Origin of the sequence: Sphaerisporangium sp. B11E5 (assembly GCF_039871875.1) — a bacterium.
GTDB lineage: Bacteria > Actinomycetota > Actinomycetes > Streptosporangiales > Streptosporangiaceae > Sphaerisporangium.
Window position 1 is genome coordinate 1 of record NZ_JBDPMD010000039.1, and the last position, 19,606, is coordinate 19,606.

Sequence of the window (19,606 nt, forward strand, 5' to 3'; positions counted from 1 at the left end):
GGGTTGCGGAGGGTTACGAGGTGGGTGGGGTGGGCGGGTGGGGCGATCACTGTGGGTGGTGTTTGCGGTCGGGGCCAGGCTGACATTCGGGCCGGTAGCGACTAGCGTCTGAGCATGGCACCCGTTCGGGTCCGTGGTTGCGCCGGGCCGATCCCCTTCAGGGGACCGGGCCGGCTAGCCGATGCCAGCCGCAGGCGAAACGGCCCACGTAAGGCGACTCTTCGTCGACCGATCACGGTGCGGCTTAGAGGTAAGTCCTGCCTTCCCGCAGGGACCAGATGTCCCTCGTCAGAAGAGAAGGGCAGTAGTGGCATGGAGCCGCGAACCCCTCAGCAGGCGGATGTGGGGACGAAGACCAGGTCGGCCGAACGGGTGCTCTCCTCTGCAGTCGAGACGAAGGGGGGCCTTTGAGTGGACATCATCGTCAAGGGACGGCACACCAGTGTGAGTGACCGGTTCCGCGATCATGTGACGACGAAACTGGCCAGAATCGAGCGACTGGACAGCAAGCTCATTCGAGTGGACGTGGAGGTGTCCAAGCAGGCGAACGTGCGCGCGCAGGACGAACGCGAGCGGGTCGAGCTGACGATCCACTCCAGGGGGCCGGCCATCCGTGCCGAGGCCTCCGCCGATGATCGTTTCGCGGCGCTGGACATCGCGCTCGGCAAGCTGGAGGGTCGACTCCGGCGGATCGCCGACCGGCGCAAGGTCCATCACGGCAACCACTGCCCCCCCTCGGTGGCCGAGTTGACCTCCGCTCTTGGCGATACGTACACCCCGCTGCCCGAGCCGCTCCCGGCCGAGACCGAGCGGCTCTACGAGCCGGAGGAACGGCCCCGTTCCTCCGACGAGCCGATCGTGCCGATCGAGATGGACGGCGACGGGCCGCTCGTCGTCCGGGAGAAGTTCCACAAGGCCGACCCGATGACCATCGACCAGGCGCTACTGGAGATGGAGCTCGTCGGGCACGATTTCTACCTGTTCCGTGACAAGGAAAGCGGGCATCCCAGCGTCGTGTACCGCCGTGTCGGATACGCGTACGGCGTTCTGCGGCTAGAAGAACAATAACCTCCGCGTTCGAAGATCCTCTCGACCATCCCCGTACCCGGGAAAGCCGTGTAATGATGGCGGTTCCGACGGCGCGGGAGCATCGCGCGGCAGGGACGATCCCCCCGGCGCGACCGGTTCCCCACGAGGAGGAGGCGTGACGCAGACCGACGAAACGGCCGGCCGTTCCGGGCGTGACGAGCCGATCCGCGTGCTGATCGTGGACGATCACGCGCTGATCCGGCGGAGCCTGGATCTCGCGCTGACCGCGGAGCCGGACATCGAAGTGGTCGGTGAGGCGAGCGACGGTCAGGAGGCGGTCGAGCTTGCCGACCGCCTCCTGCCGGACGTCGTGCTGATGGACGTCCGCATGCCGCGTCAGGGCGGCATCGAGGCCACCAGGGCGATCAAGGCGTCCGTGCCGAGCTCGCGCGTCATCATGCTGACCGTGAGCGACGAGGAGGAGGACCTCTTCGAGGCGATCAAGGCGGGGGCCACCGGCTACCTGCTGAAGGACGTCCAGATCGACGAGGTCCCCGACGCCGTGCGCGGTGTGCACGAGGGCCAGTCGCTGATCAACCCGGCGATGGCCGCCAAGCTGATCAGCGAGTTCGCGAACATGAGCCGCAAGGAGGCCGAACGGCCCCCGCAGCTCCCCGTCCCGCGGTTGACCGACCGCGAGATGGAGGTCCTGCGGCTGGTGGCCAAGGGCATGAACAACCGCGAGATCGCCAAGCAGTTGTTCATCTCCGAGAACACCGTGAAGAACCACGTACGCAACATCCTGGAGAAGCTCCAGTTGCACTCCCGCATGGAGGCCGTCGTCTACGCGGTGCGCGAACGCCTCCTCGAGATCACCTGACGCCTACAGGCCCGCGCCGCCGCCCTGCCGCAGGGCGGCGGCCAGCACCGGCGTGAGCTGCGGCGCGGACACCCGCTCCACCCGCACGTCGTCGCAGCCCACCCAGGCCGCGGCCTCCCAGAGGGCGAGCGCCATGGCCTCGGCGGCGCGGGCACCGGCGCCGGCCTCGAAGCCCACCGTGCGGGCCACGAGCGTGGTGCCCTCACGGGCCGGGTCGACCCGCCCGATGAGGCGGCCGCCCGCAAGCACGGGCATGGTGAAGTAGCCGTGGACCCGCTTGTCCTTCGGGACGTACGCCTCCAGGCGGTGGGTGAAGCCGAACACCCGCTCGGTGCGGGCGCGGTCCCAGACCAGCGAGTCGAACGGCGACAGCGGCGTGGTGCGGTGCCGGCCACGCGGCACGGTGGCCAGCGCCTCGGGGTCGGCCCAGGCGTTGGCCGTGCCGGCGCCCTTGCCGCGGGCGGCGGGCCAGCCGGCCACGGTGACCGGCACCAGCCCGGCCGCGCCGGAGGCCAGCGCCTCGTCGAGCAGGGTGGCGTACGGCCCGCGCACCCGCACGAAGTCCACCAGGTCGGCCCGGGTGGCCACGCCGAGCGCGGTGCCCGCGATGCCGGTGAGCCGGGTGACGCACTCGGCGTCGGTGAGGTCCTCGGCGAGCAGGGCGGCGGGCACGACACGCTCGGCCGCCTCGTAGACCCGCCGCCAGCCCACCCGCCGGGTGCAGACCACCTCGCCGATGTCCAGCAGGAACTCCACGGCGATCTTGACGTCCGACCAGTCCCACCAGGGCCCGCCGTTCTTGGCGCCGCCGAGGTCGGTGGTGGTCACCGGTCCTTCGTTCCTGACCCGCTCGAGCACCTTGTCGATGCTCGCCGGCACCTCGTGCCAGCGGTAGCGCCGCTCGCGGAAGGCGCGGCGGCGGAAGGAGTACAGCGGCCAGTGCTCGATGGGCAGCACGCACGCCGCGTGGCACCAGTACTCGAAGGCCGCCGCGGGCTCGTGCCAGTAAGCCCGCTCGACCGCGGCCCGCCCGACCGCGCCGAGCCGCGCGTACGGCACGAGCTCGTGGGAACGGGCGAGCACGGAGATGGTGTCGAGCTGGACGGCGGCGAGCCGGCGCAGCAGCGCGGCCACCCCGCCCCGGCGGGAGCCGGCGCCGAGGAACCCTTGGGCACGCAGGATGGCGCGGCGGGCTTCGCCGGCGGACAACTCGATCACAGGGGCGGGGAGGACGCTCGGCATCCTCCGATGCTAGAACCCGCCACCGACATAACGCTCGCGCCGACGCCGCCCGGCCGCGCCACGCCCGAACTCGGCGGGAAGTTGAAGGCCCCCCGCGGAGGAGAGGCCGTCCCGCCCGGTCACGCCCCGCGAGCGGGAGCAGGTCCCGCCCGCGCCGTGGTCAGTCCTTGGCGCGCTCGAACGGCGAGTGGTGCTCCTGGACGGCGATTTCGCGCGGCGCGTCCTCGATCACGTCGGAGAAGATGTCGAAGATCAGGGCGAGCACCCCGCCGATCGCGGTCACCCCGACGCCGACCCAGAACAGGAACCAGTTGGGGCCGATCGTCAGCGCCACGCCGCCGATGGTGAACCCCAGGAGGATCACGGTGACGGCCAGCCACGACGTGGGCCGCCCCGCGTGGGACTGACCGCTGTGTGCCTGAGCCGGTGCGCTGTCGGCCATGCTGACTCCTTGTCCGCGTTCATACGGCGGTGCCGGGCGAGGGCACGCCGGGGCGGAGGTTCGCGCCCCTTCACCGTCGCACGATATCCAACGTCGCCGCCGGTCGGCGCGGCCGTACCCGCCCGTCCGGGGAGGGGACCGCGCCACGTGGCCCCGACAGCGTCATTGACGGTGGCTGTGCCGGGTGGTGAAACCGCCTACGATGGCTATCGGGAACCATGTCTCGTCCTCATTGTCCCGGCCGTCGGGCCGCGGTGCATACCTGCGAGGAGCTTTACGAAAAGTGCCAGCCATTCTCGACAAGATTCTTCGCGCCGGCGAGGGCAAGGTCCTGCGTAAGCTGAAGCGGATCTCCGAGCAGGTCAACTCGATCGAGTCCGACTTCACCAGCCTCACCGACGCCGAGCTGCGCGCGCTTACCGATGAGTTCAAGCAGCGCCACGCCGACGGTGAGTCCCTGGACGACCTGCTCCCCGAGGCGTTCGCCGCCGTACGCGAGGCGGCCCGCCGCGTGCTCGGCCAGCGCCACTTCGATGTCCAGATCATGGGCGGCGCGGCGCTGCACCTCGGCAACATCGCGGAGATGCGCACCGGTGAGGGCAAGACCCTGACCTGTACGCTGCCGGCGTACCTCAACGCCATTTCGGGCAAGGGCGTCCACGTCATCACGGTGAACGACTACCTCGCCAAGCGCGACGCCGACACCATGGGCCGCGTCCACCGCTTCCTCGGTCTCGACGTCGGCGTGATCCTGGCCAACATGCCGCCGGAGGAGCGCCGCAAGCAGTACAACGCGGACATCACGTACGGCACGAACAACGAGTTCGGCTTCGACTACCTGCGCGACAACATGGCCTGGACGCTGGAGGAGTGCGTACAGCGCGGCCACAACTTCGGCATCGTCGACGAGGTCGACTCGATCCTCATCGACGAGGCCCGTACCCCGCTGATCATCTCCGGTCCCGGCGAGCAGTCTGGCAAGTGGTACCAGGAGTTCGCCAAGATCGTGCCCCGGCTGCGCCGCGGCGTCGAGGGCAAGGACGGCGAGGAGAGCACCGGCGACTACATCGTCGACGAGAAGAAGCGCACCGTCGGCGTGCTTGAGGCCGGTGTCGAGAAGGTCGAGGACTGGCTCGGCATCGACAACCTCTACAAGCCCGAGCACACCCACCTGGTCGGCTTCCTGAACAACGCCATCAAGGCGAAAGAGCTGTACAAGAAGGACAAGGACTACATCGTCGTCGACGGCGAGGTCCTGATCGTGGACGAGTTCACCGGGCGCGTCCTGCACGGCCGCCGCTACAACGAGGGCATGCACCAGGCCATCGAGGCCAAGGAAGCCGTCAAGATCAAGGACGAGAACCAGACGCTCGCCACGGTCACCCTGCAGAACTACTTCCGGCTCTACACCAAGCTCGCCGGCATGACCGGTACGGCCGTCACCGAGGCCAACGAGTTCCACCAGACGTACAAGCTCGGCGTCATTCCCATCCCCACCAACCGGCCGATGATCCGCCGCGACCAGGCCGACGTGGTGTACAAGTCCGAGGACGCCAAGTTCACCGCCTGCGTGGCGGACATCAAGGAGCGCTACGAGAAGGGCCAGCCGGTCCTCGTCGGCACCACCTCGGTGGAGAAGTCCGAGAAGCTCTCCAAGATGCTCAAGCGGGTCGGTGTGCAGCACGAGGTGCTGAACGCCAAGAACCACGCCCGTGAGGCGGCGATCGTCGCGGAGGCCGGCCGCAAGCACGCCGTGACCGTGGCGACCAACATGGCGGGCCGCGGCACCGACATCATGCTCGGCGGCAACCCCGAGTTCCGGGCGGACGTCGAGCTGCAGCAGCGCGGCCTGTCGCCCTCCGAGACGCCCGACGAGTACGAGAAGGCGTGGCCCGAGGCGCTGGAGAAGGCCAAGGAGGCCGTGCAGGCCGAGCACGACGAGGTCACCGAGCTCGGCGGCCTGTACGTCCTCGGCACCGAGCGCCACGAGTCGCGGCGCATCGACAACCAGCTTCGCGGCCGGTCCGGCCGTCAGGGCGACCCGGGCGAGTCCCGGTTCTACCTGTCGCTGGAGGACGACCTCATGCGGCTGTTCAACTCCGCCCGGGTTGAGATGATCATGACCCGGCTGAACATCCCCGAGGACGTGCCGATCGAGTCGGGCATCGTCTCCAAGGCCATCGCCTCGGCGCAGCACCAGGTCGAGCAGCAGAACTTCGAGATCCGCAAGAACGTCCTCAAGTACGACGAGGTCATGAACCGCCAGCGCAAGGTGATTTACGCCGAGCGCCACCGGGTCATGGAGGGCGCCGACCTGCACGAGCAGGTGCGCGGCTTCATCGGCGAGGTCGTCGAGGAGTACGTCCGGGCGGCCACCACCGAGGGCTTCGCCGAGGAGTGGGACCTCGACAAGCTGTGGAAGGCGTTCCAGCAGCTCTACCCGATCTCGTTCACCGTCGACGAGCTCATCGAGAGCGAGGCCGGCGGCGAGCGTGAGGCGCTGACCGCGCAGGCGATCGTCGACCGGGTCAAGGCGGACGCCCTTGAGGCGTACGACCGGCGCGAGGAGCAGCTCGGCGCCGAGACCATGCGCGACATCGAGCGGCGCGTCATCCTGTCGGTGATCGACCGCAAGTGGCGCGAGCACCTGTACGAGATGGACTACCTGCAGGAGGGCATCTCCCTGCGGGCGTACGCCCAGCGCGACCCGCTGATCGAGTACCAGCGCGAGGGCTTCGACATGTTCACCGCGATGCTCGACGGCGTCAAGGAGGAGTCGGTCGGGTACCTGTTCAACCTGGAGATCCAGGTGCAGGACAACCCGATCGTCCAGGACGATTCGCCGCAGGACGCCGTGCCCGGCAGCGCCGTCAGCGAGACCGAGGCCATCATCTCCAAGGCGCTGCGCCGCCCGCAGCGCCCCACCGAGATGATCTACACCGCCCCCGGCGAGAGCGGCGAGGTGGAGCAGACCCGCGTCCGCACCACCTCGGCCGAACGCGCCGCCTACGGCAACGTCGAGCGCAACGCCCCGTGCCCCTGCGGCTCGGGCAAGAAGTACAAGCGCTGCCACGGCGACCCGAAGAACGCCAACGCCTGACAGACGCACCTCAGACGGGCGCCTCCCCTCGTGGGTGAGGCGCCCGTCGTCGTTCCAGGGTGAGTGGGCACGGACCTCCGTCCCAGGGTGGGTACGGGCCTCCTGCCCGGAGGATGGCACGTGCCTCACGTGCGGAGGGTGGCCACGTGCCTCACGTGCGGAGGGTGGCACGTGCCTCACGTGCGGGGTGTGGGGGTACGTGCCTCACGTGCGGGATTGTAGGTACGGGCCTCACCTCACGTCCGCTGGGGCCGTCGGTGGGAGGTCGTGGTCTCGGCGGTCTCGAACTCGGTGCACAGCCAGTGGGTGCGGCGGCGTTCCAGGCGGAGGGCGAGGACGCGGCTGCGGTCGCCGCAGTGCACGAGCACGCAGAACTCGATGACGTCGTCCTGAGGGCGGGTGATGTGCGGTCGTCCGACCAGGACACGCCGCGGGGTGTGGATCATGCGACCGGCCCGCACCAGTTCCCCGTACGCCCGCTCGGTGAACCGTCCCGCCACGACACCCGCCGGTCGCTGCCCGGCCAGGATCTCCGCCACGGCCTGTGCGAGCCCCCGCAGTGCCCGCTCCTCGGGGGCCCGGCCGCCGCCGGCGAACGCCGCTCGCGGCGGCAGGTGGGCCAGCGCCAGTGCCCCCGCGGTGGGAGAGGCGGATCCGTGGCGGCGGTCGTGCTCGTCGTAGGGCGGCTCGGACGCCGGGAGGGTCAGCAGCTTCGGGTCGGGTCGGGACATCGCATGCTCCGCTGGTGGGGGGACTCGTGACCCACCATGGAGCGCACCACCCGGCCCGGTGATACGCGGGACCGCCAACTTGTGATCAGCTCGCCCCGGCACGCGCCGGTGGGGGCGCGGGTGTTCAGGGATCGGTGGTGGCGGGAGGGGGGTGCTCGCCGGAGTCGGGGTCGGGTTCGGGGTCGCGGCCCGGGGTGAGGATGTTCAGGTGGCGGATCAGGAAGCTGAAGGCCGTGTAGTACACGGCGGCATAGATGACGCCGATCAGCATGATCATGCCGAAGCCGTCGGTGTTGGACTTGGTGGCGTTGAGCGCCGCGTCGATCGCCCCCGCCGAGAACGTGAAGCCGAGGTGGCCGTCCAGGGCCGCGACCAGGGCCATGGAGAGGCCGGTGAGGAGGGCGTGGATCACGAACAGGAGGGGGGCCACGAAGATGAAGGCGAACTCGATCGGCTCGGTGATGCCGGTGACGAACGCCACCAGCGCCGCGGAGATCATGATGCCGCCCACCGCGCGGCGACGGTGCGGTGGCGCGGCGCGCCAGATGGCGATCGCGGCGGCGGGGAGGCCGAACATGATCACCGGGAAGAAGCCGGCCATGAACTCCCCGGACCCCGGGGCGCCCCGCAGGTAGCAGGTCAGGTCCCCGGCGAACGCCTTGCCGCCCACCGTGCAGTCGGGCACCTGGAACCACACGATCGAGTTGAGGAAGTGGTGCAGCCCGAGCGGGATCAGCAGCCGGTTGGCGACGCCGTAGATCCCCGCCCCCACGGTCGAGTGCTCGGCCAGCCACCGCCCGAACCCGGTCATCCACTCGCCCACCGGCTGCCACGCCAGCCCGAACAGCACCCCGATGACCAGCGCCGCGAACGCCGTGACGATCGGCACGAACCGCCGCCCGCCGAAGAACGCCAGCCAGGTGGGCAGCTTGATCCGGTGGTACCGCTGGAATAGCAGGGCCGCGGTGATGCCGATGACGATGCCGCCGAGCACCCCCGTCGGGTTGCCCGCCGCCAGGTCGATCACCTCGGCGGGCCGCCCGTCCGCGCCCACCACGGTCCGCGCCACCCGTTGGTGCACCGCGAACCCGGGGTCGGCGTCGAAGAACAGCAGCCGCGACACCCGGTCGAACACCAGGTAGCCGATCAGCGCGGCGAGCGCCGTCGAGCCGTCCGACTTGCGGGCGAACCCCACCGCGACGCCGATGGCGAACAGCAGTGGCAGGTTGTCGAACAGCACCCCGCCCGCGCCCCCCACGACCTCCGCCACCTTGTCCAGGGCCGCGTTGTCCGTGCGCCCGAGCAGGTCGTCCTGCCCGAGCCGCAGCAGCAGGCCGGCGGCGGGCAGCGCCGCGATCGGCAGCATGAGGGAGCGTCCGATGCGGGACAGGACCGCCATCACCGCGGACCGGGCCGAGGGGGCGCCGGGGAGGCGCACGTCTGCCGAAGAGGTGCTCATCGGCTTCCTCCAGGAAAGATGGGGGGAGGACTCAGCCCCGCCTGGCCGGGATCTCCAGCACCGTGCGGAGCTGGTACCGGTCGGCGCGGTAGGTCGAGACGCCGAACTCCACGCAGACGCCACCCGCGAAGGACCGCCGCTGCAGCATCAGCACGGCCCCGCCCCGCGGCATGCCGAGCAGGTCGGCGTCGCCCGGGTCGGCGATGCCGCCGTCGATGGTCAGCTCCCCGGCGTCGAGCACCACCCCGTGCCGCGTCTCGAGCAGCGCGTACAGGGAACGGCCGGTCAGGTCGTGCGAGCCGAGGTCGGGGGCGAACGACACGGGGATGTGCGCCCGCTCGATGCACAGCGGGTCGCCGTCGGCCGTGCGCAGCCGCTCGATGAAGTGCACGGCCTCGCCGGGCTGGATGCCGAGCTCGCGCGCCAGGTGGGCACTGGCCCGGACCACCCGCCGGTCGAGGTCCCGGGAGCCGGGTTCCATGCCGCGGGCCCGCATGTCGTCGCTGAACGAGGTGAGCCGCAACGCCATCTCGATCTTCGGCCGGGCCACGAAGGTGCCCTTGCCGGCCACGCGGTGCAGGCGCCCCTCGGAGACGAGCTGGTCCACCGCCTGGCGTACCGTCATGCGTGACAGGCCGAAACGCTGGCAGAGCTCCCGCTCGGACGGGATGGCCGCGCCGATGGACAGCTCGTTGTTCTCGATGAGGTCGAGCAGGATCTCGCGCAACTGGAAGTACTTCGGCACCGGGCTGTCGGGGTCGATCCGGGCCACCGATCCCTCCCCTCTCGATCTCGTCGGCGGGATGCGTTAGGGTTTGTGCTGGTCTAGTCCGGACTAGACCACAGCTCGGAAATGAGTGTCAACGTACGGACCGGCGACGGATCTATAACGGCCCGATCTCGCCACCCGCAGCCGAAGGACGCGCCCGGATGACCACCAAGATGCGCAGTGAGATCGCCGAGCAGCCGGCCGCGCTGCGGGCCACACTGGACGCCCTGCTGCCCCGGGTGGACGAGGTCGAGGCGCTCGCCGCGCGCACCCGCCACCTCGTCTTCGTGGCGCGCGGCACGTCCGACAACGCGGCGGTGTACGGCCGCTACCTGGTCGAGGCGTACGCCGGGCGCATGGCCGGGCTCGCGGCGCCGTCCATCGCCACCACGTACAAGCGCAAGATCGACCTGTCCGGCGCGCTCGCCGTCGGCCTGTCGCAGTCCGGGCGCACCGAGGAGATCGTCGAGACCCTCGCCTGGGCCAAGGACTGCGGCGCCGCCACCGTGGCGATCACCAACGGCGGCGCGGGGTCGCCGCTGGCCCAGGCCGCCGACCTCGCCCTGTGCACCGAGGCGGGTGTCGAGGAGGCCGTCCCGGCCACCAAGACCTACACCACCCAGCTCGCCGCCCTGGCCGTGCTCGCCCTCGGGCTCGGCGCGGACGTCAAGGCCGACGACCTCGCCCGGGTGCCGGACGCCGTCGAGGAGCTCGTCGCCGACCCCGGCGATCTCGACGCCGTCGTCGAGGGTCTCGCCGGGGTGGCCGGCGTGGTGGTGTCCGGGCGCGGCATGGCGTTCTCCACGGCGCTCGAGACGGCGCTGAAGCTCAAGGAGGCGTGCTACCTGCACGCCATGGGGCTGTCGTACGCCGACCTGCTGCACGGCCCGATCGCCGTGGTCGATCGCGACACCCCGGCGCTGCTGGTGGCCGCGGGGGAGGGGCCGACGCTGCCCGGCACCGTCGCGCTCGCCCGGCGGGTGACCGGCGCCGGCGCCGCCGCGTACGCCGTGGGCGGCGGCGCGGAGCTCGCGGGGGCCGCCACGGCGGCGCTGAACGGCCCGGCGCTGCCGGAGTGGGTGGCGCCGATGGGGCTGATCGTGCCCGGCCAGCTCCTCACCGAGGCCCTGGCCCGCCGCCTCGGCCACGACCCGGACTCGCCCCGCGGCCTCAACAAGGTCACGCAGACGGAATAGCCTTGCTTACCCGGTCCGGGAGCGCCGCCGGAGCGGCGTGACGAGGAGGACGACATGTCTGCTGACGCGAACGCCATCATCGCCGGGCTGGGCGGCGCCGACAACATCATCGAGATCGAGCCGTGCATCACGCGCCTGCGCACCGAGGTGCGGGACGCCGCCAAGGTCGACCAGGCCGCGCTGCGCGCCGCCGGGGCGCACGGCGTCATGGCGGCGGGCAACGTCGTGCAGGTCGTCGTGGGCCCGGACGCCGACACGCTCGCCTCGGACATCGACGACATCATCGGCTGAGACCCCGCGCCGTGACCACTGTCCTCGCCCCGGTGGCCGGGTTCGTCATCGGGCTGGCCGCCGTGCCCGACCCGGTGTTCTCCGGGGGGCTGGTGGGGCCGGGCACGGCCGTCGACCCACGCCGCACGGCGGGCGAGGCGCTGGCGCCGCTGGACGGCACCGTCCTCAAGATCCACCCGCACGCGTACGTGATCGTCGGCGTGGACGGGCGGGCGGTGCTGGTGCATCTCGGCATCGACACCGTGCGGCTGCGGGGAGAGGGGTTCGGGGTGCTGGTCCGTGAGGGCCAGGCCGTCACGGCGGGGCGTCCGGTCGTGGTCTGGGACCCGGTGGCGGTCGCGGGGGCCGGGTTGTCGCCGGTGTGCCCGGTGGTCGCGCTGGAGGCCCGGCCTGAAGCGCTGCGGCCCCTGGCGGCCGGTCCGGTGCTCGCCGGAGAGGAACTGTTCCGGTGGGACTGATGGAGCCGCCTGATTTGTTGGGGCCGGGTATCAAGGCCTAGTGAAATCAACTTTCTTGAGGAGGAACCGTGCCTGAGCGCAAGGTGATCGTGGAGTCGGAGGTCGGCCTGCACGCGCGCCCGGCCGCGACGTTCGTGCAGACCGCGGCGAAGGCGCCCATCGACGTCACCGTCGCCCGGCCGGGCGGCACGCCGGTGAACGCCAAGAGCATCCTGTCCATCCTGGCGCTGGACGTCCGCAACGGCGAGACCATCGTCATCCACGCCGAGGGTGAGGACGCCGACCGCCTGCTGGACGACCTCGCCGCCATCGTCTCGGTCCCCTGAGTCCCGAGAACCTTCGAGAGGCCCTGTGATGGAGACGCTCACCGGAGCCGGGGTCAGCCCCGGCGCCGGGTACGGCGCGGCGTTCCTGCTGCGCGTCACGATCCCCGAGCCGCCCGCCGGGGCGCGGCACGACGGAGACCCGGTCGCCGAGACGGCCAGGGCCGAGGCCGCGCTGGCCCGGGTCGCCGCCATGCTCGGGGAACGGGGCGCGGCCTGCGGGGGAGAGGCCGAGGAGGTCCTGCGCGCCCAGGCGCTGATGGCGCGCGACCCCGCGCTCAGCGCCGAGGTCGCCGGGCTGGTCGACGCCGGGGTGGCCGCCGAGCGGGCGGTGTACGACGCGTTCCTGCGGTTCCGTGACGAGCTGGCCGAGGGGGACGGGTACGTCGCCGAGCGGGTGGCCGACCTGGACGACGTGCGGGACCGGGTGATCGCCGAGCTGACGGGCGTGCCCATGCCCGGCCTGCCCGGGGAGGCGGGGGCGCCGTACGTGCTGGTCGCGCATGATCTGTCGCCCGCCGACACCGCCACGCTGTCCAGGGAGGTCGTGGCGGCGTTCGTCACCGAGCGGGGCGGGCCGACCAGCCACACCGCGATCCTGGCACGTGCCATGGGCGTGCCCGCCGTGGTCGCCTGCGCCGGGGCGACCGGCCTCGTCAACGGCACCATGGTGCTCGTGGACGGCACGTCCGGCGTGGTCACGCTCGCGCCCGGCGAGGAGGAGGTCCGGTCCCGCCTGGCGGACGCCGGGGCCGCCGCCGAGCCCGCCGCCGTCACCGGCCCCGGCCGTACGGCCGACGGCCACCGCGTGCCCCTGCTCGCCAACATCGGCGGCCCCCACGAGGTCGCCGCGGCCCTGGAGAACGGCGCCGAGGGCGTGGGCCTCTACCGCACCGAGTTCCTTTTCCTGGAACGCGAGGAGCCGCCGTCCCTGGAGGAGCAGGTGGAGGTGTACCGCGAGGTCCTCGCGGCCTTCCCCGGCGCCCCCGTGGTCGTCCGCGTCCTCGACGCCGGCGCCGACAAGCCCCTGCCCTTCCTGCGCCCCACCGCCCCCGAGCCCAACCCGGCCCTCGGGGAACGCGGCATCCGCCTGTTCCGCGTCTACCCCGACATCCTCACCACCCAGCTCGAAGCCCTGGCCCGCGCCGCCGAGGGCACCACGGCCCGGCTCCAGGTGATGGCCCCCATGATCTCCACTCCCGACGAGGCCGCCTGGTTCACCGCCCTGGCCCGCGACGCCGGCCTCGCCGACGCCGGCGTCATGATCGAGGTCCCCGCCGCCGCCCTCCGCGCCGCTGACCTGGCGGAAAGGACCGGTTTCTTCTCCGTCGGCACCAACGACCTCTCCCAGTACACCTTCGCCGCCGACCGCCAGTTCCCGTCCCTGTCCCCCTTCCAGACCCCCTGGCACCCCGCCCTGCTCGACCTCGTGGCCCTGACCGCGAAGGCGGGCCTCCCCACCGGCATCTGCGGCGAAGCGGCCGCCGACCCCGCCATGGCCTGCGTCCTCGTCGGCCTCGGCGCCACCACCCTGTCCATGACCCCCACGGCCGTCCCCTGGACCCGCACCGCCCTGGCCCGCCACACCACGTCCGACTGCCACGCCGCCGCCACAGCGGCCCGGCGCGCCGTCACCCCCGAGGACGCCCGCCGGGCCGCCCTCGCCCACCTGCCCGGCCTCCCCGCCTCCTGAGGGGACTCAGGTCCCGTCCGGCGGATGGTGAACGACCCGGGGCACCTCGAACGCCTCGGCGAGGGGAACCGCGACCTGGCTGCCCCGGTACGCGGCGAGGACCCGCACGCCTTCCTCGCTGCGCGGCAGCGGCCACTTCTCGACCTCGCGGCCGTACGCGCGCAGCGCCGCCAGCTTGCGTTCCAGATGCTCCTCGGAGACGACCTGCCAGCACTGGGGGGTGAACGTCGGCCGCACGCCGGACGCCTCGCCCCAGTCGGTCGCCGACCGCACCTCCATGCACCGCAGTTCGGTGACGCCGGTCCGCCCGGGGCGGGCCGCGACCCGGACCGCGGAGCTCACCAGGCGGTGGTCCTGGTTGAGGTCGCTGAGACTGGTGGTGAAGACGGTGTCCGGCTCGAACCGGATGATCTCCCCCTCGATCGTCCGGTTGAGTGTCAACTGACCGATCCGGTCGAGCCGGTTGTCGCCGTAGCCGTGGACGGAGACCTCGTGGATGCCGAGGATCCGGGCGGCCTCCTCGATCGCCGCCACGCGGTCGGTGGCGCCGTGCCCGGTGGAATGGCGGGACCCGTCGTCGTCGGTCAGCACGCACAACCGGACGCGCACGCCGGAGTCGCTCAGGTGCGCCAGCGTGGCGCCGGCGCCCAGGGTCTCGTCGTCACCGTGCGCGACCACCACGAGCAGCCTTCTCAATCCGCCTCCCGCGTCCGCCGATGGGGCCCCGGCCGCCTGCCCCGTCCATCTGATCAGACGATCACAGCGGAGAAAAGACGGATATGACCACTAGAGTGGCCCCCGTGACGACCATTCCCGGCCCGGCGGAGCGCTTGAAGCACGTTCTCACGGTGGCGGGTCTGGAGCCGGTGACGGCGTCACACCTGATCGAGAGCCGGTCCAACGACACGTGGCTGATGGACGACGCGCGGCTCGGGCCGGTGGTCCTGCGTGTCTGCTGGCGCGGCGACGTCTCCCGCCTCGGCCGCGAGGTGGCGGTCGTCCAGGCCATGCCGGGCGGTGTCCGCTACCCGGAGGTGGTGGGGCACGGGCCGGCGGCCGTGCACGACTTCCCGCTCCACTATTCGGTGACCCGCCGGCTCACCGGCGGGCCGCTCGACCTCCGCTGGCCGTCGCTCACCGAGGCCGAGCGCCGCTCGGCGGTGGCGCAGCTCGCGGACATGCTCCGTGAGCTGCACCGGTGGACGCCCCCCGCCGGCCTGGCCCGCCAGGTGTGCGCCCGCCCCGGCCTCGAAGGCGGTGGGATGTCCGCCCTGCTCGGCGCGGACCACACCCCGCTGCCCGTCCCGCGTGCCGTGACCATGGCGCGGCACGCCGGGGGCCTGCCCTTCATCGACCCGGGGCTCATGGCGGACGCCGTCGCGACGCTGGGCGAGCTGGAGCACCTGGCGCCGGCGGTCGACGATCCCTCACGGCACGGGCTCATGCACGGGGACCTGAACCTCGGCAACCTCTGGTGGTCGCAGGACGGCGCGGTCGTCATGATGGACTTCGAGTGGGTGCGGTTCGGCCCGCCCCTGCTCGACCTGCAACGCCTCTGCGACAACGCCGACATCGACACGCTGAACGGCGATGGCCCCCATCCGGCCGTGCTGCGCCGGCTGGCGGAGGAGTACCCCGATGCCTTCCGCGAGGACGACGCGGCCGGGCGCATGCGTCTGTACACCCTGGCCTACGCGCTCCGGGACATCGTCGTCGATCCCCCGGACCGGCCCCTGGACGAGCTCTCCCCCGATCACTCCCTCCACCGGGTGCGGCGGCTGCTGACGGGCCGCTGGCCCGCGCCGGGAGCGTTGCCGGACCCGCTCGTGCCCCCGCGCTGACCGCGGGACGCACGGGCACTGTTCAACTGCGTGTTTCATCAGTTGAACAAGGCTTCCCGGCGCGGACGTGGCGGCGGCGCCGTTCACACGGCCCGCGGAACGCCGGCCGGCACGGGAGCCGAAAAGAAGACCCGGGTAAAAAGCGCGGGCATTGACGCCTCATATGCCGGCCCGTGCCGGGTGCTCATGTTCGGCGGTCGCCGCGGACGGGCCAACGAAGAGCACTTTCCATTATGCTGGGCAAATCGGGCGGCAGCTTATAGGTCATAGGTAATCGGTCCGGCGGATCGTGTGGTCGCGGCGGTCCCGCCGAAATCATCATGGCCGGCGCGCCGAAAGCGTCACCGCCGAGAAATGCCGGTCCCGGTGAATTCCCTATTTCTGTGAGCGGGTCCCCGGGCACCGTCGCACAGGTCAAGCGGTCGCCTCCGCGCGCCCTGCCACGGAAGGAATCACCGTGAGATACCTGATCACCGGTGGCGCCGGCTTCATCGGTTCGCATCTCGGCGAGGCGCTGCTCGGACAGGGCCATCTGGTGGTGGCACTCGACGACCTGTCGACGGGCGACCCCGGCAACGTCGCCGCGCACACGGCCGGCGGGCGTTTCACGTTCGTCAAGGGCTCGGTGCTGGACGAGGCGCTGGTGGCGGAACTCGTCGAGGGCTGCGACGTGGTCGTCCACCTGGCGGCGGCGGTCGGCGTCCGCCTGATCGTGGACCAGACCCTCGGGTCGCTGGCCACCAACGTGCGCGGCACGCAGGTGGTCATGCAGGCGGCCGACCGTTTCCGCAGGAAGGTGCTGCTCGCCAGCACGAGCGAGGTCTACGGCCAGAGCCAGGACGTGCCGCTGCGTGAGGACGCCAACCACGTGCTCGGCCGGCCCGTGGTCGCCCGCTGGTCCTACAGCCTGGCGAAGGCCGTGGACGAGTGCCTCGTCAACGCCTATCACCGGGAGCGCGGGCTCAGCACGATCATCGTGCGCTTCTTCAACACCGTCGGCCCCCGGCAGAGCCCCGCCTACGGCATGGTGGTGCCGCGGCTGGTCAGGCAGGCGGTGGCGGGCGAGCCGGTCACGATCTACGGGGACGGCAGGCAGACCCGCTGCTTCCTGCACGTCGGCGACGCGGTGGCGGCGCTGCTGTCCCTGCTGGGGGACGAGCGGGCGGTCGGCGGCACGTTCAACCTCGGCTCGTCCGAGGAGATCAGCGTGCTCGATCTCGGCAGACGCGTCATCGAGCTCACGGGCTCCCGTTCCGACATTGTTTTCGTGCCGCACGAAAAGGTGTACGGCGCGCACTCGGAGGAACCGCTGCGCCGCGTGCCGGACACCGCGCGGCTCCGGTCGCTGACGGGCTGGCGACCGACGCGGTCACTCGACGACGTGCTGCTTGACGTGATCTCCGAGGTCCGCGCCAATGCCGCGGTGACGAAGTAGCGTCCCGTGGGCCGCCGGCATTGTTCACGGTGGCCGCGAAAACATTCCTTGCCGCGATTCAGAAGTGCTGCCACCATTGGGGACACCGCTGCGCCCTTGCGTTCGGTGTCACGCGAAAAAAGGTAGGGCGAATGTCGAACCGGAAGTACGGGATATCGTCGGACGTGCGGGGGACACGTGGTGCTCCGCGGTTTTCCCTCTCCTCCGGACGGACATTGTGAACGGCATTTCGGTCGTCATTCCCGTGAAAGGTCGCGTGCCGCAGACGCGCGCCCTGCTGGAGAGCCTGCGGGTGGCGGCCGGCCGTTCCCCGGTTCCCTCCGAGGTGCTGGTCGTCGACGACTCGGTGCCCGCGGAGGCGTCGCTGCACCAGGAGAACTGCCGCTTCCACGACGCCCGGTACGTACCGGGGCCCCGGCATGTCGGGGCGAAGAGGAACCTCGGCGTCGAGCTGGCGAAGTACGACCACATCCTCTTCACCGACTCCGACTGCCGGGTCGCCCCCGACCTGCTGGAGCGGTACGCGGCGGCGATGCCGTCCCTCCCCGACGACGTCGCCGCGATCACCGGCCCCACCATGGTCGAGGAGGGCGACACGGCCGTCTTCAGGATCATGAAGAGGTCCACCCTGCTCAACACCGACCACGAACGCCCTCTCGTCCACAGCCGTCTCTCCTGGGCGGCCACCTCCAACGTGATCATCAGGAAGTCGGCGTTCCAGCAGGTGGGCGGGTTCCCGTCGGACAGCCTCACCGTGGTGTGCGGGGAGGACATCGACCTCGGGATCAGGCTGACCGAGGCCGGGTACGCGATCATCTGCGACGCCGGCGCGATCGTCACCCACGACAGCGGCAGCACGGACTCCCTGCGGACGGTCTGCGCCCGCCTGTTCATGTACGGGCAGTCGGAGCAGTGGCTCTGCGTCATGCACCCGGGGCGGCGGCGCCTGGTGCTGAACGCGGCGACGCTGGTCGCCGCCGTGGGCCTGCTCAGCCTCCCCGCCGCCCGCCGTTCGCGGGGCCGCAGCCTGCTGGCCGCGCCCGTGGTGGCCGGGGCGGTGCTCGCGTCCCGGGCGTGGAGACGCAGGGGCGGCGACCGCACGCCGCGGGCCGCGCTCGACTCGGTGGCCTGCGCGTTCGTCGACTCGCTGTTCGACGTCGGCGCGTTCACGGCCGCGTTCCAGCTCCGCCGGCCGGAACTGCTGTTCATGGGGTTCACGCCGACCGAGGACGTCAAGTGACGCCGGGCCCCGGTGCCCGGGCAGGGCCGTGCGAGGGGCTGCCGCTGACGCCGAGCCAGGAGACGCTCTGGGAGTACATGAAGGCGTTCGCCCCCGAGGACCCGGGGGACGCCCGCATCAACTTCCTCGGCCTGCGCCGTGTCACCGGGCACCTGGACCAGCAGGTGTTCCGGCGGGCGGTGGCGGACGTCGTGCGCCGGCAGCCCAGCCTGCGCACCGTCTTCCTGACGGTCGATCACGACCCCCTGGTCATGATCGAGCCGGAGATCGACCCGCCCGTCCGGTTCGCCGACGTCTCGTCGATGCCGGAGGACGCGCGGCGGGAGTGGCTGGACTCCTTCTACGCCAGGGAGCGCTTCCGGTCGTTCGACCTGCGCCGCGGGCCGCTGTGGGAGATCCACCTGATCAGGACCGCCGAGCGGTCGCACGTGCTGGCGCTGAGCTTCTCCCACATCATCTTCGACGGCTGGTCGGCCAACGTCCTGGTCGCCGGCATCGTGCACGCCTACCGGGCCCACCTCGGCCTGGCCCCGCACCCGGCCGGGCCGGACATCGAGTACCAGGACATCGTCGCCCTGCAGCGCCGCAGCCTGCCCGGCCTGCCCGAGGACCTGGACCACTGGACCGGCCGGCTGCTCCCGGCGCCCGAGGGTGTGCCGTTCCCCGTGCTCGACCCCCCGCGCGACGCCGACCTGATGGCGGAGACCTCCCATGGGTTCGACTTCGGCGCGGAGCTCGCAGAAAAGGTGGCCGGCGTCGCCTGGGACCTGAGGGCGGCGCCGTTCACGCTGCTCCTGGCCGCCTACCACATCCTGCTGTCCCTCCGCACCGGACGGGAGAGGATCATCGTCGGGACGACGACCATGGGGCGGGACACGCGCGCCTCGCGGCACGTCGTGGGGCAGTTCACCAACAACGTCTACCTGGCGGCGGACATCAGGCCGGAGAGCCCGGCGCGGGACGTCGTCACCCAGGTCCACTCGGCCATGGAATCGGGTCTCGCCCGCCTGGCGTCGTTCAAAGCGACCGCGGCGGCGGTGAACCCCGACTTCCCCAAGCGCAGGCCGTGGCCGTTCCTGCATCTCTATGACGCGTGGTTCCAGGCGCTCTCCCCGGACGGCCCCGGGCTGGTGTTCCCGGACCTCACGGTCGAGTACCTCGAATTCGACGAGGGCACGCCACCGCCCGGCACCAAGACGCGGGACGACGACGCCCGTGTCCCGCTGTGGATCAAGCGTGGCACGCCTGCCCTGATCATCGACAACGACCGCAGCGGCGGGGCACTCGTCCACAGTCCCCGCTTCTTCGACGACCACATGGTGAGCGAGGCGGCGCGGGACTACGTGTCGATCGTCTCCGCGCTCGTCAGGGACCCTCTCCGGAGCGTGGGCTCCCTGCACGCCCCCCGCTGAGACACCGGCGGTCCCGCACCACCCGCCGTCCGCCCCCGCGGCCGGACGGTGTCCTCACGACGCCC

18 protein-coding genes are annotated in these 19,606 nt (G+C 71.4%); 12 read left to right on the forward strand and 6 right to left on the reverse strand.

From position 1 onward, the window contains the following. Positions 1–411: 411 nt before the first annotated feature. Together raiA and ABGB17_RS28210 are read left to right on the forward strand one after the other, a co-directional pair. The gene (gene raiA / locus ABGB17_RS28205) at positions 412–1,068 is read left to right on the forward strand and encodes a ribosome-associated translation inhibitor RaiA (RefSeq protein WP_347634859.1); all 657 of its coding nucleotides are present in this window, start codon (positions 412–414) and stop codon (positions 1,066–1,068) included. 136 nt (positions 1,069–1,204) lie between these two features. After that, a complete protein-coding gene (locus ABGB17_RS28210; protein WP_347634861.1) occupies positions 1,205–1,909 on the forward strand; it encodes a response regulator transcription factor in 705 nt (234 codons plus the stop codon). 3 nt (positions 1,910–1,912) lie between these two features. Here ABGB17_RS28210 and ABGB17_RS28215 read toward each other — a convergent pair whose 3' ends face one another. Both ABGB17_RS28215 and ABGB17_RS28220 read right to left on the reverse strand, forming a co-directional pair. Beyond that, positions 1,913–3,151 (reverse strand): crosslink repair DNA glycosylase YcaQ family protein, encoded by a 1,239-nt coding sequence (locus ABGB17_RS28215; protein WP_347634863.1) that lies wholly within the window; start codon positions 3,149–3,151, stop codon positions 1,913–1,915. 160 nt (positions 3,152–3,311) lie between these two features. Further along, positions 3,312–3,593 carry an HGxxPAAW family protein gene (locus ABGB17_RS28220; protein WP_347634865.1) on the reverse strand — a complete coding sequence of 94 codons (282 nt, stop codon included), beginning with the start codon at positions 3,591–3,593 and terminating at the stop codon, positions 3,312–3,314. A 283-nt stretch (positions 3,594–3,876) separates the two neighbouring features. On the opposite strand from ABGB17_RS28220, the gene secA reads away from it, so the two are divergent. Continuing rightward, on the forward strand, positions 3,877–6,693 hold the full coding sequence (gene secA / locus ABGB17_RS28225) for a preprotein translocase subunit SecA (RefSeq protein WP_347634867.1): 2,817 nt from the start codon (positions 3,877–3,879) through the stop codon (positions 6,691–6,693). Positions 6,694–6,929: 236 nt separating this feature from the next. Here the strand turns inward: secA and ABGB17_RS28230 are convergent, their stop codons facing one another. From ABGB17_RS28230 to ABGB17_RS28240, 3 genes are all read right to left on the reverse strand, one after another. After that, positions 6,930–7,424 (reverse strand): Rv3235 family protein, encoded by a 495-nt coding sequence (locus ABGB17_RS28230; RefSeq protein ID WP_347634868.1) that lies wholly within the window; start codon positions 7,422–7,424, stop codon positions 6,930–6,932. A 124-nt stretch (positions 7,425–7,548) separates the two neighbouring features. After that, positions 7,549–8,883: a PTS transporter subunit EIIC gene (locus ABGB17_RS28235; protein ID WP_347634870.1), complete on the reverse strand. Its 1,335-nt coding sequence runs from the start codon at positions 8,881–8,883 to the stop codon at positions 7,549–7,551. A gap of 31 nt (positions 8,884–8,914) precedes the next feature. Next, positions 8,915–9,655 (reverse strand): GntR family transcriptional regulator, encoded by a 741-nt coding sequence (locus ABGB17_RS28240; RefSeq protein WP_347634872.1) that lies wholly within the window; start codon positions 9,653–9,655, stop codon positions 8,915–8,917. A gap of 158 nt (positions 9,656–9,813) precedes the next feature. Here ABGB17_RS28240 and ABGB17_RS28245 point away from each other — a divergent pair, with 158 nt between their 5' ends. From ABGB17_RS28245 to ptsP, 5 genes are all read left to right on the forward strand, one after another. Then, entirely contained in the window at positions 9,814–10,848 is a 1,035-nt protein-coding gene (locus tag ABGB17_RS28245) for an SIS domain-containing protein (RefSeq protein WP_347634874.1), read from the forward strand. A 54-nt stretch (positions 10,849–10,902) separates the two neighbouring features. Then, positions 10,903–11,139, forward strand: coding sequence for a PTS glucose/sucrose transporter subunit IIB (locus ABGB17_RS28250; RefSeq protein ID WP_347634876.1), 237 nt, complete (start codon positions 10,903–10,905; stop codon positions 11,137–11,139). An 11-nt stretch (positions 11,140–11,150) separates the two neighbouring features. Next, positions 11,151–11,597, forward strand: coding sequence for a PTS glucose transporter subunit IIA (locus tag ABGB17_RS28255; RefSeq protein ID WP_347634878.1), 447 nt, complete (start codon positions 11,151–11,153; stop codon positions 11,595–11,597). Between the two features lie 68 nt (positions 11,598–11,665). Next, positions 11,666–11,923, forward strand: coding sequence for an HPr family phosphocarrier protein (locus tag ABGB17_RS28260; RefSeq protein ID WP_347634880.1), 258 nt, complete (start codon positions 11,666–11,668; stop codon positions 11,921–11,923). 28 nt (positions 11,924–11,951) lie between these two features. Further along, entirely contained in the window at positions 11,952–13,613 is a 1,662-nt protein-coding gene (gene ptsP, locus ABGB17_RS28265; RefSeq protein WP_347634882.1) for a phosphoenolpyruvate--protein phosphotransferase, read from the forward strand. A 6-nt stretch (positions 13,614–13,619) separates the two neighbouring features. On the opposite strand, the gene ABGB17_RS28270 is transcribed toward ptsP, so the two are convergent. Then, a complete protein-coding gene (locus ABGB17_RS28270; RefSeq protein ID WP_347634884.1) occupies positions 13,620–14,309 on the reverse strand; it encodes a PIG-L family deacetylase in 690 nt (229 codons plus the stop codon). A 104-nt stretch (positions 14,310–14,413) separates the two neighbouring features. On the opposite strand from ABGB17_RS28270, the gene ABGB17_RS28275 reads away from it, so the two are divergent. From ABGB17_RS28275 to ABGB17_RS28290, 4 genes are all read left to right on the forward strand, one after another. Beyond that, the gene (locus ABGB17_RS28275; protein ID WP_347634886.1) at positions 14,414–15,454 is read left to right on the forward strand and encodes a phosphotransferase; all 1,041 of its coding nucleotides are present in this window, start codon (positions 14,414–14,416) and stop codon (positions 15,452–15,454) included. A 457-nt stretch (positions 15,455–15,911) separates the two neighbouring features. Beyond that, positions 15,912–16,889, forward strand: a complete 978-nt coding sequence (locus tag ABGB17_RS28280; RefSeq protein WP_347634888.1) for an NAD-dependent epimerase/dehydratase family protein — start codon at positions 15,912–15,914, stop codon at positions 16,887–16,889. A gap of 217 nt (positions 16,890–17,106) precedes the next feature. After that, positions 17,107–18,129: a glycosyltransferase gene (locus tag ABGB17_RS28285; RefSeq protein ID WP_347634890.1), complete on the forward strand. Its 1,023-nt coding sequence runs from the start codon at positions 17,107–17,109 to the stop codon at positions 18,127–18,129. Further along, entirely contained in the window at positions 18,126–19,541 is a 1,416-nt protein-coding gene (locus ABGB17_RS28290; RefSeq protein ID WP_347634892.1) for a condensation domain-containing protein, read from the forward strand. Before ABGB17_RS28285 ends, ABGB17_RS28290 begins: the two co-directional genes overlap by 4 nt. Positions 19,542–19,606 lie beyond the last annotated feature (65 nt).

Bases quoted from the DNA above. Each gene is read 5' to 3' on its own strand.
- ABGB17_RS28215 (WP_347634863.1), bottom strand. From the start codon at position 3,151: ATGCCGAGCGTCCTCCCCGCCCCTGTGATCGAGTTGTCCGCCGGCGAA.
- ABGB17_RS28220 (WP_347634865.1), bottom strand. From the start codon at position 3,593: ATGGCCGACAGCGCACCGGCTCAGGCACACAGCGGTCAGTCCCACGCG.
- ABGB17_RS28230 (WP_347634868.1), bottom strand. From the start codon at position 7,424: ATGTCCCGACCCGACCCGAAGCTGCTGACCCTCCCGGCGTCCGAGCCG.
- ABGB17_RS28235 (WP_347634870.1), bottom strand. From the start codon at position 8,883: ATGAGCACCTCTTCGGCAGACGTGCGCCTCCCCGGCGCCCCCTCGGCC.
- ABGB17_RS28245 (WP_347634874.1), top strand. From the start codon at position 9,814: ATGACCACCAAGATGCGCAGTGAGATCGCCGAGCAGCCGGCCGCGCTG.
- ABGB17_RS28250 (WP_347634876.1), top strand. From the start codon at position 10,903: ATGTCTGCTGACGCGAACGCCATCATCGCCGGGCTGGGCGGCGCCGAC.
- ptsP (WP_347634882.1), top strand. From the start codon at position 11,952: ATGGAGACGCTCACCGGAGCCGGGGTCAGCCCCGGCGCCGGGTACGGC.